The 13857-nt window shown below is 68.7% G+C and carries 11 protein-coding genes; 8 read left to right on the top strand and 3 right to left on the bottom strand.

Features of this window, described 5'->3' with window-relative positions; genetic code table 11:
* Positions 1–450: 450 nt before the first annotated feature.
* Both OG257_RS01755 and OG257_RS01750 read left to right on the top strand, forming a co-directional pair.
* Complete coding sequence (locus OG257_RS01755; protein ID WP_329204235.1) at positions 451–624, top strand: hypothetical protein; 174 nt, start codon at positions 451–453, stop codon at positions 622–624.
* A gap of 58 nt (positions 625–682) precedes the next feature.
* Positions 683–805 (top strand): hypothetical protein, encoded by a 123-nt coding sequence (locus OG257_RS01750; protein ID WP_329204234.1) that lies wholly within the window; start codon positions 683–685, stop codon positions 803–805.
* A 150-nt stretch (positions 806–955) separates the two neighbouring features.
* On the opposite strand, the gene OG257_RS01745 is transcribed toward OG257_RS01750, so the two are convergent.
* The 3 genes from OG257_RS01745 to OG257_RS01735 form a co-directional block, all read right to left on the bottom strand.
* Positions 956–3817, bottom strand: coding sequence for a hypothetical protein (locus OG257_RS01745; RefSeq protein WP_329204233.1), 2862 nt, complete (start codon positions 3815–3817; stop codon positions 956–958).
* A gap of 91 nt (positions 3818–3908) precedes the next feature.
* Complete coding sequence (locus OG257_RS01740) at positions 3909–5180, bottom strand: alpha-L-fucosidase (protein WP_329204232.1); 1272 nt, start codon at positions 5178–5180, stop codon at positions 3909–3911.
* Positions 5177–6157 (bottom strand): hydroxyacid dehydrogenase, encoded by a 981-nt coding sequence (locus OG257_RS01735; RefSeq protein ID WP_329214853.1) that lies wholly within the window; start codon positions 6155–6157, stop codon positions 5177–5179. Before OG257_RS01735 ends, OG257_RS01740 begins: the two co-directional genes overlap by 4 nt.
* 208 nt (positions 6158–6365) lie before the next feature.
* On the opposite strand from OG257_RS01735, the gene OG257_RS01730 reads away from it, so the two are divergent.
* From OG257_RS01730 to OG257_RS01705, 6 genes are all read left to right on the top strand, one after another.
* Positions 6366–7502, top strand: a complete 1137-nt coding sequence (locus OG257_RS01730; RefSeq protein ID WP_329204231.1) for a LacI family DNA-binding transcriptional regulator — start codon at positions 6366–6368, stop codon at positions 7500–7502.
* A gap of 235 nt (positions 7503–7737) precedes the next feature.
* A complete protein-coding gene (locus OG257_RS01725; RefSeq protein ID WP_329204230.1) occupies positions 7738–8721 on the top strand; it encodes an ABC transporter permease in 984 nt (327 codons plus the stop codon).
* A complete protein-coding gene (locus OG257_RS01720) occupies positions 8721–9635 on the top strand; it encodes a carbohydrate ABC transporter permease (RefSeq protein ID WP_329204229.1) in 915 nt (304 codons plus the stop codon). The genes OG257_RS01725 and OG257_RS01720 overlap by 1 nt, the downstream gene beginning before the upstream one ends.
* Before the next feature lie 75 nt (positions 9636–9710).
* A complete protein-coding gene (locus OG257_RS01715; RefSeq protein ID WP_329204228.1) occupies positions 9711–11381 on the top strand; it encodes an extracellular solute-binding protein in 1671 nt (556 codons plus the stop codon).
* A 217-nt stretch (positions 11382–11598) separates the two neighbouring features.
* The gene (locus OG257_RS01710; protein WP_329204227.1) at positions 11599–12477 is read left to right on the top strand and encodes a glycoside hydrolase family 16 protein; all 879 of its coding nucleotides are present in this window, start codon (positions 11599–11601) and stop codon (positions 12475–12477) included.
* Positions 12478–12574: 97 nt separating this feature from the next.
* Positions 12575–13756: a hypothetical protein gene (locus OG257_RS01705; RefSeq protein WP_329204226.1), complete on the top strand. Its 1182-nt coding sequence runs from the start codon at positions 12575–12577 to the stop codon at positions 13754–13756.
* Positions 13757–13857: the final 101 nt, after the last annotated feature.

Raw genomic sequence — 13857 nt, 5'->3', positions numbered from 1 at the left:
CGTGTGGTGACGGGGTCAAGGTGGAGCACAGGCGCGCGCCGTCGCGCCGGGAGGCCGGGTGCCCCCAGGGGGAGGGGAGGGCACTCGGTCCTTGTTGTCCGGTTCAGATCAGGAAGGTAATGGCTTTTTCTCCGGCCAGATACCCCTTTGACACACCGAGTCGCAACTTTCTCTTGTGGAGAGACAAAGCGGCGGAGCGGGCGCCCTCGGCCGGTGGCCGGGTCCGGCCGGGTGGGACTGGACGGCGTCGCGGGCGCGTTCGCCACGCCGGCCGATCCCGAGGCACGCCAAGGTCCTCATCGACCCTCCCGGTGCGTGACGCGCCTCCAGGGGATCTGCCCGGCCCGGATATTCGCCGGTGCGGATCGACTTCCTTCGCGATCGCCCTCCCCAGGTCTGTTTTCTGCCTTCGGGGGCACACGTGTTCCAACCAACGGAAGGAGTCACATCATGCTGGCCATAGCTGCGGCGGTGCTGTTCTTCATCGCCTTTCTGATCAACGCTGCCGACATAGCGACGAACGAGGTCTTCGCCTCGGTGAACGTCATGCTGCTGGGCCTGGGCCTGTTGGCCCTGCATGTCGCAGGCATCGGCAACGGGTGGAGAACAGGCCGCCGACGGTGACACCGCCTGACCGGTTGCAGTCCGCCTCGGACACTCGCAGAGAAGGAGAGAGCGCGCGATGACCCCGTTCACGACGACCGCAGCTGCCGACGCCTCAGCTGCTCCCGCATGGCTGCACGTGCTGGTGATGGCGGCGGCTGTCCTGATCCTCATCTACAGCCTTGCCCGACGCAGCAGCTGACCTGGCACCCCGAAGACAGGCGCTGCGTGGCGGGCAGCGCCGGTGCGGTGGTGTGCAACGGTTGAACTCGAAGCGCTCGCCATGCGCTCGCTCCGAGGACCGGCGGCGAGGACCGGGCAGGTCCTCGCCGCCGCGGTGCGTCCGGAGCCACTACCGCGAAGGGTCGAAGTCCCGCAGGTTGTCCAGGTCGTAGGTGGTGGCGCCCAGGGTGAGTTCGCCGCCCGATGCGGTGGCGGTGGGCGGAGTGCCCCTGCCGACGGCGAGGACGATCCTGAAGTCGGCGTCCTTGCCCGTCCGGGAGACCTTGAACGCGCCCTTCTCCGTGGACAGTTCGGCGCCCTCCGGACTCAGCACCCAGCCCTTCAGCCAGCTGTCGCCCTTCTTGAACAGGAAAGTCCGTGCGCCGGACTCCTCCTCGCCGAAGGTGATCGCGGTGCCTGCCTCGGGTGCGAGCTGCCAGGCGTACGTGTGCGAGGCACTGTCCGCGAAGGAGTCGTGGACAGCGACGACGGAGTCCGCACCGACGGCCGGGCGCATGTCCACCGCCAGGTCCCGACGTGCCTTCGTCACCTCGTAGTTGAGGCGGCTGTCGAAGGAGACGAAGCCGCCGCCCTGGCCCGGGTAGCCACGGGACTCGAGCGTCTGGCCCTTGCCCGCGATGGAGTCCGTGCTGCGCTTCTCCGGGAAGCCGTCGATGAGCGGCTTGGAGAACAGCTCCCGCTTGGCGTAGTTCTTGGCCGGCTGCTGCGCCCAGGTCACGTCATGGCTGACCAGGGAGAGGGCGAAGGTGTCGAAGCCGCCCCAGCCGATGTGGTTGTCGTTGCGGTTCTGCGCGCCGACCAGGACGTCGTCCTTGTCCTGGTACCGGTTGCGGAACAGGTACGAGCCGCCGTGGTCGTCGAGCAGGGCCTGACGCACCGCGGCGGGGGCCTCGTCCGGGTCCTGCGGAGTGACACCGTACGGGTAGTTGAGCAGTTCGTAGGCTCCGCCTCCACCGCCCGACTTCTCGTACTGCCACAGCCACGCCGCCTGCTGGTCGGCGGGCACCTGGGTGAAGATCAGGCCCGGCAGGGGGAGCGCACCCGTGGTGGTGCCGACCCCCCATTGCAGGCGGGCCTTGTCCGGCTGCAGCGAGCTGCTGTGCAGCAGGAGGCTGGCGAACCCCGGACGCTGCCACTTCGCCTTGAGCGCACCGATGCCCGAGTCGATCGAGCCGGTCACGCCGGGGCCGCCGACGCCGAGCCCGTAGCTGAAGTAGTCCAGGCCCTCCTGGTCCCAGCCGGTCTCCGAGTAGGCGGTGTCCAGGTGCCTGCCCATCGCGTCGATGAGCTGCGGGATCCGGTACTCCTGCAGGTCGAACGGGCCGTCGCCGCGCACCGCGAGGCGCAGCGCCAGTTCGCCGCCGCGGACCACCGCCGTCCAGTTGCTCTGCTTGACCGGCAGATCGAAGTTCGGGTGGTACGAGACCTCCAGGTAGGCGGCGACGCGCTGCAGCACCTTCTGCGCCTCGGTGCGCTGCTCGGGGGTCCATGCCGGGTAGGCCCAGTCGTAGGCGGCCGCCAGCGGAGCCGCGGCGTTGGCGGTCTCCAGTGCTGCCGCCCCTGCGTATGCGGTGCCGTTGACGAACGGCATGGTCCGGCCGGACTCGATCAGCGCGTCGTAGGCGGTCTGCGCGTACGCCGGGTCCTGGCTGACCTGGTAGAGGAGGGCGGCGTCCTGCGCCCAGGACGCCTGTGCCTCGCCCGGGCGGTAGTTGTAGGCGGGCAGGCCCTTGGCGACGCGGCTCACCAGGCCGTTGTACGTGGATCTGGGCGCGCCGTCCTGCTGGATGGCGCTGCGCACGTCGGCGAGCTTGCTGTCGGTCACTCCCATCCGTGGATGCTGCAGACCGGCCAGGCTCGCAGTGGCCAGGACCTTGCCGTCCTTGCCGGTGACGGCGAAGCCGGTGGCGCCCCCGCAGGCACTGTCCGACAGCGTGACGCCGCCAGTGGTGGCGTGGAAGGTACCGACCTTGCGGGCCTTGTGGAGCTTCCCGTCGGCGACCTCCGAGCCGCCTGCGTACACCGTCAGCGGAGCCTTGCTGCCGGCCTTCAGGCGCCAGGCCAGGCGGGCGCCCTCCCTGTCCTCCGTGGCCGTCAGCACATCGATCCGCTGCTCGTCGAGGAACACCGACGGGGTGGTGACGGTCTCCGGGGCGGTGGTGCCCAGCGTCGAGCCGTCGGCGGCCAGCGCGACGACCTTGTACGTGTAGCGGCTGCCCGGCCGGGCGGAACCGTCCTCGGCGGTCCACGCGTCGGGGACTTCCCGGATCAGGGTCTTGCTCCCCGGAGTGAAGTCCGCGCGGGTGGAGCGGTGCACCTGGTACGAGGCGGGGGTTCCCCCGACCGCGGCGAAGTACCAGGAGAGCTGGACGGCACCGGTCGGCTGGACGTTGGCACCGACGGCGTTGCCGTCGATGTGCTCGACCCTGACGTTGTCGATCAGCATCCGTCCGGTGGACTGCTCGAGGGCGAGCAGCAGGTTGACGGCCTTGGTCCCGGGCCGGGCCAGGACAACCGCATTCGCCTTGCGCCAGCCCGTGGTGCCGGAGATCCGGCCGACGAGGGCGTCATGGCCGAAACCGCGGGCCCACAGGTCGCCGCCGTAGCCGGAAAGGCCGACGGCGCGTTCGTCGAAGCTGATCCGGTACGCCTGGAGTCCGGTGTTGTCGGCGACCGGGATGTCCTGGCCGACCGCGGCCTTGTCCGCTGCGCTGCCGAGGTCGAGCGCGAGGGCCCGGCTGCCGTCGGGGCCCGCACCATCGATGACGGTGGCGCGGCCGCTGTCGCGGTTCTCGCTCTGCGGCCACCCGACGATGCCGCCGTCGGCCGCGACCTGCTCGAAGTCACCGTTGACGACCAGGGATTCGGCCGCATAGGCGTGCGGCGCAGGAAGGGATACGGCGAGTGCTCCCGCCATGGCCGCGCCGGCGACGGCGGCCCGGCTGACGCGGGAGGGTATGGCTCTGGGCATGATCTCTCCATTGAGGTCGTGGCGGGTGTACGGGGCATTGCGGTGGGAAGGAGCGGCGTCGGCGGACGCCGGAGCCGTGCCGGATCTCGGGTCAGCCCTCGCCGCTGCCCGTGTACAGGTCGAGCTCCCCGTCGAGTTCGATGGCCAGCACGGTGGCGTACGGGTCGGAGACGGTCGGTACCTCGATGCGGACCACGCCGGGGACGCGGCGGCTCGGGAATCCGCCGACGACCCGGTGCCCGAGTTCCTGGCCCGTCCCGAGGACGGAGATCCTCTTCACGGTGTTGTGCACTCCGCGGAGTTCGACGAAGACGCGAGGCGTGTCGAAGCAGACGAGGAAGAGCGTGCGGCGGTCCTTGGAGAGCATGGACGGGCCGTAGTGGTGCCCGTACGGCAGGCCCGCCTCCGTCGGATACACGGCCTCCTGGTTGCGGCTGATCCACCGGCCGAGCCCTTCGAGGCGCTGCGCGTGCTCGGGACGGATCGTGCCGTCCTCCCTGGGGCCCGTGTTGAGCAGCAGGTTGCCGCCGTGGCCGATGGTCTCTGCGAAGACCCGCACCAGCTCGCGCACGCTCTTGTGCCGGGTGTCCTGCGGCTGGTAGCCCCACAGGTCGTTGATCGTGTAGCAGAGTTCCCAGGGTCCCTCGGGCCGCGTGATCGGCACCCCGAGTTCGGCCGTCGCGAAGTCGCCGTGGCCGAGCATGCGTCCGTTGAGGACGGTTTCGGGACTCGAAGCGAGTATTTCCTCGCGGAGTTCCTTCATCCGCCACTGCCGTTCGTCCCGCTCCCACGCGCCGTCGAACCACAGCAGATCCGGCCGGTAGCCCTCGATCAGCTCGCGTATCTGGCCGCGGTGCACCACCTCGAGATAGCGCTCCCAGCGCTCGGGGTCCTCGTCACCCGGTGCGGGCATCGCATAGCGGTTGTCGACCCAGGGCCTGTGCAGCTTCGACGGCCGGACACTCGGGTAGTCGGGGTGGCTCCAGTCGTTGTGCGAGAAGTACAGACCGACGCGCAGGTCGTGCCGGCGAAGCGCGTCCGCGAACGGGCCGACGAGGTCGCGGGCCACCGGACTGCGCCGGGGCACCGAGAGATCCGTGCACGCGGTGTCCCAGAGTGCGACGCCGTCATGGTGCTTGGTGGTCAGTACGGCGTACTTGGCACCGGCCTTACGGAAGAGCTTCGCCCAGTCGTCGGGGCGATAGCGGGAGGCGGTGAAGCCGTTCAGCTGAGCCATGTACGTCTCGTACGGGACGTCCCCGCCGAAGAACGACCACGACTCGCCGACTCCGTCGACCGCGTAGATCCCCCAGTGGACGAAGATTCCGAGCTTGGCCTCGGAGAACCAGGGCTGCATGGTCACGCCGTGTGCTCCAGTTCCGTGCGGCTGACCGGGTGTGCGAAGGGCAGTCCGGCGGCGAACCGGGCGACCTCCTCCACGGCGGAGTCCGCCATGCGCTGCAGTTCGTTGCCGAACGATCCGGCGTAGTGCGGGGTGAGCAGGACATTGGGCAGGTCGTAGAGAGGGGAGTCGGCGGGCAGCACCTCGGGCTCGGTGACATCGATGACCGCGTGCAGCCGTCCGGCCACCAACTCCTCGGTGAGCGAGGCCTGGTCGAGGAGCGAGCCGCGCGAGGTGTTGATGACGGTGGCTCCGTCGCGCATCAGGCCGAGCCTGCGGCGATCGAGCAGATGGCGGGTGGTGGGAAGTTCCGGCGCGTGCAGACTGATGACATCGGACGTCTCGCACAGTTCGTCGAGTCCGACGGTGCGCACACCGAGATGTGCGGCCTCGGCGTCCGAGAGGTACGGATCGTGGACGACGATGTCGAGCGCGTACGGAGCGAGCAACTCGACGACACGGCGGCCGATGCGCGAGGCCCCGATGATGCCGACGGTGCGGCGGTAGTTGCCGACCTCGGGGAAGGCCGCACGCCAGTCGTGCTCGGTGCGGACGCGGCGGTACGCCTCGCGCACCTCCAGGATCCGCTTGTTGGAGAACAGGATGGCGGCCACGGTGTACTCGGCCACCGGCAGGGCGTTGGCCGCGGCTGCCGACGACACGGTGATCCCACGTTCCCAGCAGTCGGCTGTGACATGGCCCTTTACGGTCCCGGCGGCGTGCACGACCGCGCGCAGCCGGGGCGCCGCGGCCAGAACCTCCTCGTCGAGGACGGGGCAGCCCCAGAAGGTCAGCAGGACCTCGGCCGCTCCGAGCGCGGCCACCGCCGTGTCGTCGGAGAAGTCGTACGCCACGAAATCGGGGTCGCAGTCGGCGACCTGTGCGAGCCGGCGCCGCGTCCGCTCACTGAGGAGCGAGGGGGCGAGCGAGGGCTCCATCGCCAGCAGCACGCGGGGGCGGCGGCGGGATTCCGCGGCCGGCGGTGGGGACTCTTCCGAGTCCGTGGTCAGCGCGGTCATGCTGCGACAGTAGGGATGGGCGTTTCGATCGTCAAGATCGAACGATCGAAAATCCGAAAATGCGCTGAGCGATCGCCGGAGTAGGCTGCTCAGGCAACGAAGCAGCCGTACGAACCCAGGAGCAGGTGTGCGATACACGGTCGGCGAACGCCACGAGCGGATCCTTGAACTCGTGCGCGAACACGGGACCCTGCGCGTCACCGATCTGGCCGATCACTTGGGCATGTCCACCGTGACCGTGCGCCGCGACGTCGAGGTGCTGTCGTCGGCCGGACGGCTGGACCGTGTTCGCGGCGCGGTCTCGTGGCCGGGTGCCCCCGTGTCGGCCGGGCGGGGTCCGCTGCAGAACCCGATCACCGCTCCCGCACCCGTCGCCGCAGGCGAGGGGCCTGCCATCGGGCTGGTCGTCCCCCAGTCCCAGCACTACTTCGGCGAGATCGTGCGAGGCGTCAGGGATGCCGTGCAGGAGGCCGGAGGCCGTCTCGTGCTCGGCTTCTCGGGGTATGTCCCCGGCCAGGACGAGGTGCAGGCCCGCCGACTGCTCGAATCCGGAGTGGCCGGACTGCTGCTCACTCCCGGCTGGATGTCGGACGGCGCCGAGCAGGACGCGCCCGACCTCGACTTCGGGGTACCGACGGTGCTGCTCGAACGCCGGCCGGTGCCGGGAACGCGGGCCGCCGAGTTCGACCACGTCTGCTCGGACCACTACGCTGGCGCGGGCCTCGCGGTGCGGCACCTGGCATCACTCGGGCACCGGAACATCGCGCTCGTCGCGGGCGCGAGCGCGACGGGTGTGCAGGTGCGGGACGGCTATGAGACCGCACTGCGGACCATCGGAATCGCCGAGCCGCCGATCGATCCCATCGACCTCTACCTGGGTGCCCTGGACATGAGCCGTGTCGAGGCGGCCGCCGTGCAGCTGGCCGAGGCGGTCGCGGAGGGGAAGGTGACCGCGGCGCTGGTGCTCAGCGACACCGACGCGATCCTCCTGGTGCAGCAGCTGCGCGCCATGGAGCCGCAGCTCAAGGTGCCCGAGGACGTGGCGATCGTCGCCTACGACGACGAGGTGGCGGCCCTCTCGGATCTCCCGCTGACAGCCGTGGCGCCCCCGAAGTACGAAGTCGGCCAGGCGGCCGTGCACCTGCTCCTCCGGCGGATCCGGGAGGCGGCCGACGCCCCCGGACGGACCACCGCCCGCAGGCACCTCGCGCTGTTGCCCGAACTGCGCGTGCGGCGATCCTGTGGCGCAGGGCCTACGGGCTAGTTAATTCGATCGTTATGATCGAAGGATCGAAACATCGATCCCACCCCCTTGACTGCGATCGGAACGCTCGCCACTATTCGGAGCGTCGCCCGGAGCGCCGAGACATCGGATCTCTGAGGCCGAGTTCATTGCCCGACCACCCGACCACCCCGTGACGATCCGCGCCTGCCGCGACGATCGGCGCGCACCGGCCGGGTGTGGTCACGGTCGGGCGCGCAGCGAGAAGGGGATCTCCATGTCGGTGACGACGAAGGGGCCGGAGGCGCAACCGATAGCGGTCGTCTCGAAGCCACCCGGGAAGGCGGAGCGGCCGAAGAGTGCGCTGCGCCACCGCCTGCACCGGGACCGGGCGCTGCTGTTGCTGATGGCGCCGGGGGTGGTCTTCTTCCTGATCTTCCAGTACGGCGCGTTGTTCGGGAACGTCATCGCGTTCAAGGACTACATGCCGTTCCTGGGTGTGGTGGACAGCCCATGGGTGGGATTCGCGAACTTCCGGACCCTGTTCGGCGAGGCGGCGTTCTGGGACGCGGCCCTGAACACCGTGGTTCTGTCCCTGGTGCAGTTGGTGTTCTACTTCCCGATCCCGCTGGCACTCGCACTGCTCCTGCACAGCCTGATGCAGGGGCGGGTGCGCAGGTTCGTGCAGAGCGTGGTGTATCTGCCCCACTTCATCTCGTGGGTGATCGTGGTCGCCCTGTTCCAGCAGGTGATCGGCGCGGACGGAGTCATCAACGGCACGCTCGGCGGCTCCGACGGCCACCTGGTCGATGTCATCGGCAACCCCGATCTGTTCAAGCCGCTCATGGTCATGGAGCTGATCTGGAAGGAATGCGGCTGGGGCACCATCATCTTCCTCGCCGCGCTCGCCCAGATCGACGAGGGGCTCTACGAGGCCTCGGCGCTCGACGGAGCCGGTCCCTGGCGGCGCTTCTGGCACATCACGCTGCCTTCGCTGCGGGCGGTGATCTTCCTGCTGCTGATCCTGCGGCTCGGCGACATCCTGTCGGTCGGCTTCGAGCAGATCCTGCTCCAGCGCGACGCGTTCGGCCCCGACGTGGCCGAGGTCATCGACACCTATGTCTTCTACCACGGCATACGTGACCAGAACTGGGGCGTGGCCGCAGCGGCCGCGCTGTTCAAGGGCGTCATCGGCGCCTGTCTCGTCTTCACCGCGAACAAGATCGCTCACAGGATGGGCGAGCAGGGGGTGTACCGCTGATGAGCGCCGATGTGATGCAGCGCGCCGAGCGACCCGCCTGGATGGAGGAGCCCAGGCCGATCACCCAGGGATTCAAGGGCCTGACCCTGGTCTTCACGGTACTGGTGGTGATCGTCCCGTTCTGGGTGGTGCTGGCGACCAGTTTCGCCCCCGACAAGCAGGTGATCGCCAATGGCGGCTATGCGCTGTGGCCCGACCGGTGGACCACCAACGCCTACGACTTGATCTTCTCGGGTGGCCAGATCACCCGGGCGATGCTGGTCTCCGGAGGCGTCACGGTCATCGGTACGACGTTCAGCCTGGTGTGCACGATCATGCTGGCCTACGCCCTGGCCCGGCCGGGAGTCGTGGGCGGCAAGCCCGTCATGCTGCTCATCCTGTTCACCTTCCTCTTCCCAGCCGGCATGATCCCCAGCTTCCTGGTGGTCAACGGCATGGGCATGCGCAACACCTACTGGGCGCTGTTCCTGCCCGTACTGATCAACGCGTTCAACCTGGTCGTGATGCGCGGCTTCTTCCAGGGCATCCCGGCCGAGCTCTTCGAGTCGGCGAAGATCGACGGCGCGGGTGAGCTGCGCACCCTGGTCACGATCGTCCTTCCGCTGTCGAAGGCGGTGATCGCGGTGGTCGGCCTGTTCTACGCCGTGGGCTACTGGAACGACTTCTTCCGCGCGATCCTCTACACCGACCAGGCGACGATGTGGCCGCTGCAGACCTGGATGCGCACCTATGTGGTGCAGAGCCAGAACTCGCTGATCTCGGTCCAGGGCGGTGTCAGCGAGCAGATCCAGTTCGCCCCGCAGACCGTGAACATGGCGGTCGTGGTGCTGGCCACCGTGCCGATCCTGTGTGTCTACCCCTTCATCCAGCGCTACTTCACCAAGGGCGTCCTGACCGGCGCCGTCAAGAGCTGAGCGCGACCTCCGCACCACCTCCGCACTGATTCACCCGTCCCTGTTCAGGGACCCCTCATGAAGGATCGGTTCCCCATGTCCTCCGGCATCTCCCGCAGATCCGTCCTGCGCACGATCGGCATCGGCACCGCGCTGGCCGCCACGGGCTTCCCGCTCTCCGCCTGCTCCACGTCCGACGGCGGCAACGCCCTCACCAACGACGGCAAGAAGCTCGCGCCGTGGCCGACGTACATACCCCAGCCGGACGCCCCGAAGCCCGACCTCGCCCCGAGTGACAAGGGTGTGCAGCCGGCCTTCTTCTCGTACCCGAAGGAGCTGAAGCAGTCGGTCGCCGAGAAGCCCGGCGACGGCTCCAAGGTGAAGGTGTGGACGATCACCTGGGGTGCGCCGCCCACCGCGAAGGCGAAGCACAAGCTCTGGCAGGCGCTGAACAAGGAGCTCGGCGTCGACCTGGACCTGGTCGTGATCCCCGCGATGGAGAGCCAGCAGAAGTTCGCGACGCTGGTCGCCGGCGGGGAACTGCCGGACATCATGTGCGTGTCGGCCAACCTGCCCAACCCGACCGAGCTGATCGCCGCAAAGTGCCAGGACCTCACCGAGTTCCTCTCGGGCGACGCCGTGAAGACGTACCCCAACCTCGCCGCCGTCCCCACGTACGCCTGGAAGGCCGCCGGTCGCATCGGCGGCAGGATCTACCGGATACCGGTCGAGCGGGCACGTATCGGCCACTCGCTCTCCGCGAACCTGGAGCGATTGAAGCAGGCCGGAATCTGGGTGCCGGAGATCGGCGGGATCGCGGTCGACGACTTCACCAAGGGCCTCCAGCAGCTCTCCGGCCGCAAGCAGTGGGGCATGGGTGTGGCCGGTCTCGGTGCGTTCGGCTTCAACTCGATCATGCCCGCCTTCGGTTCGCCCAACGCGTGGTCGGTGAAGGACGGACAGTTCAACTCCTACATCGAAACCGATGAGTTCAGGGCCGGTCTCGAGCAGCTCGCGAAGTGGAAGCAGGCCGGCGTCTACCGCGCGGACCCGCTGTCGCACGACGCCTCGCTCGGCATCGACTTCCAGACCGGCATCACGGCCACCGTATCCAGGGCCAACGTCGACTTCACCGGCAACGCCGTCGCCATCAAGGATGGTTTCACGCTCGAGACCGTCCGTCCGTTCAAGCCCTCCAACGGAGCCCGGCCAGGACACTGGTTCTCCCCGGGCGCCGACTACACCACCGTCCTGAAGAAGGCCTCCAAGGACCGCATCAAGCTCCTCCTGCGGGTGCTCGACTACATGGCCGCCCCGTTCGGCACCAAGGAGTACGAGCTCATCACCTACGGCGTCGAGGGCACCCACTTCGAGCGTTCCGCCGACGGCAGCCCGGCGCTGAACGAGACGGCGCTCAACGGCGACAACAAGGACACCCTCGGCATCGCCTTCATGGCCTGCTCGCAGCAGGTGCTCTTCCTGCCGGCCTCCGTCCCGGCCGCGGCCGACCTCGTCGAGCGCCGTCACGCCTTCCAGACCGAGATCGCCGAGGTCGGCATCGCGGACCCGTCGGTGGGTCTGCTCTCCAAGACCATGAACGCCAAGCTGAACGAATTGCAGCTGCTCAGGGAGGACGCCATGAAGGCGATCATCATGGGCCGCAGACCCCTCTCCAGCTGGGACACGACGATCAAGGACTGGAAGGCCAAGGGCGGCGACCAGGCCGCCGACGAGTACGCCAAGGCGCACGCAGCAGCCCAGGCCTGACCCGCACCTCCGGCAGGGCCCTCCCCCCGGGCTTCCATGGGGGAGGGCCCGGCCGACACGCACCACGGACCCCAGCATGTCTGGGCGGCGGGACGCCGCCAGATGTGACATGCACTCGCCATGATCCCCACGTCAAGGCACGTGCACGAGCCGCCACTCGTTGCCGACAACCCCGACAACGACGACGCAGGCATTCCACGACAAAGGAGTCGGAAGAATGGCCAAGCGCCAGCAGCACACCCCCCATGCCCGCCGCGCACGCCTCACTGCCGCAGTCGCCGCACTGCTCTGCGCCGCGACCCTGGCCCCCGGACCGGCCCAGGCCGCCGCGGCAGCTGTGGTCGACCCCCACACCCCTGCCGGCGTCCGCCCCAACGGCGGGAGCTCTCACGGCACGCTCGTGTTCAGCGACGAGTTCCTGGGCACCTCGCTCGACACGTCCAAGTGGTCCGCCGTCGACTCGATGCGCCGCGACGGACAGTACTTCGACAGCTGGTGGAAGCCGTCGAACGTCAAGGTCAACCCCAACCCCGGCTCCGTCAACGGCGGCAACCTGTGGATCTCACTGTCGAAGCTGAGCTCCACCGAGTACGCCACGGGCCAGATCGAGGGCCGGGGGAAGTTCGAGTTCACCTACGGCACCGTCGAATGGCGCGCCCAACTGCCGCCCAACAACGACCTCTTCGGTGCCCTGTGGCTGATGCCGCCCGGCGGCATCAGCGGGGTGGACGGCACCGCCCGCGACGGCGGCGAGTACGACGTGGTCGAGAGCTTCCACGCCGACGACACCTACGGCAACACGATCCACTACGACGGCTACGGCGCCGACCACAAGTCCTCCGGAGTGACGGCGAACGCCCCCGGCCTGCACAGCGGCTACCACACGTACGCGGTCGAATGGCGGCCGGACCGGATCATCTACCGGTACGACGGCGTGGTCGTACGGGACATCACCGATCCGAAGCTGATCAGCCAGGTCCCGATGTTCCCGGTGATCTCCAGCGAGTCCGCCGAATGGGCCGCCGGCTCGATCTACGACGCCCCCCTCGACCACCGCTCGAACATGTACGTCGACTACATCCGCGTCTGGCAGTAGCCCCTGTCGCACAGGCCCGGGCCCCGGGCCCACACATGAACCCACCGGCCCGCCGGACGGCGGCGGGCCGGTGCCCTTTCCGACCCCAGGAGACACGATGCAGAGCCGCACACTCTCCCTTTCCCCCCGCCCGCGAGGACTGCTGCGCAGACTGGCGGTCCTCGCGGCGGCACTGATGGCCGCTGTGCCGGTCGTCAGCAGCCCCGCCGCGGCCGACGAACCGGCGGCCGACGCCGCGAGTTACCCGGTCTACGTCAACGAGCGCGGCGCCAACCGGCCCGACCTGGTGCAGTACGGTTCCACCCGCTCCACCGTCGTGTACGACGTGTTCGCCTACACCTGCGACACCGGCGGGTGCTACTCCAACGGCGGTGCGCTGCCGAGCCAGGCCACGTACGAGGCCAAGGTCAAGGAGTACATGGGCGCCAACCAGTTCGGCGGGGTGGCGACGGCGCCCGTCGTACTCGACTTCGAGGCGATCGAACTCACCCAGGTGGCGACAGGTCAGACGGCCACCAACGCCTACAACCTGTGGCGACAGCTCCTCACCTGGACCCGCAACGCCGCACCTCAGGCCCCCATCTGCCACTACGGCTACGACTGGCTGACCCAGAACCAGGCCCTGATCAAGCAACTGCACACGGACAACCTGCTCAACTGCTTCGCACCACGCGCCTACTTCAACGACGGTCAGTCACTCGCCAGTTGGGACAGCAACCTCGACGCCTCCGTCGCCCGTGACCGCGCGATGGCTCCGAGCCACCCCATCTACCCGTACGTCAGCCCGACCGCCTTCCCCTCCGAGACCTTCGTGCCGGGCAACACCTGGGCGCACATGTTCGCCGCGGTGAAGGCCAAGACGGACGGCGTCGTCGTCTGGGAGCCGAGCATCCGGGACGCCAACGCCTGCGCCTGGATATCGCAGCACTCGTACGAGATGGGTGTCATCACCGGGACCGGCAGCACCGGCCCGTTGAGGGCCTCGGCGACGATGCCGAGCGGCAGCTGCATCGTGAACCGCGGCACCACGACCAGCATCCCGGTCACGATCACCAACACCTCGACCACGACCACGGCCGCCACGCAGATGCAGAGCTTCACCGGGACCACGGGCTTCTCCGGCAGCTGGCAGTACTGGAACGTGCCGTCCCTGGCCCCGGGCGCCACCTGGAACACCACCCTCCCGATGACGATCGCCGCGACGCAGACGGCAGGCACCGCACTGCTCCACATCCGCACGGGCCTCAGCGACACCCGCTGGGCGGTGATCGTCAAGTGAAGTGAGGCATGACCCGCACATGGATCCACGGGCTCCGCCCCTTGCGAGGGCGGAGCCCGTGGATCGTCGCTCGGGCCCGGGACGGCCGGGCGACGACGGGA

The sequence above is a fragment of the Streptomyces sp. NBC_00683 genome, from assembly GCF_036226745.1.
Lineage (GTDB): Bacteria > Actinomycetota > Actinomycetes > Streptomycetales > Streptomycetaceae > Streptomyces.
This window is presented reverse-complemented; position numbering and strand designations above follow the sequence as displayed.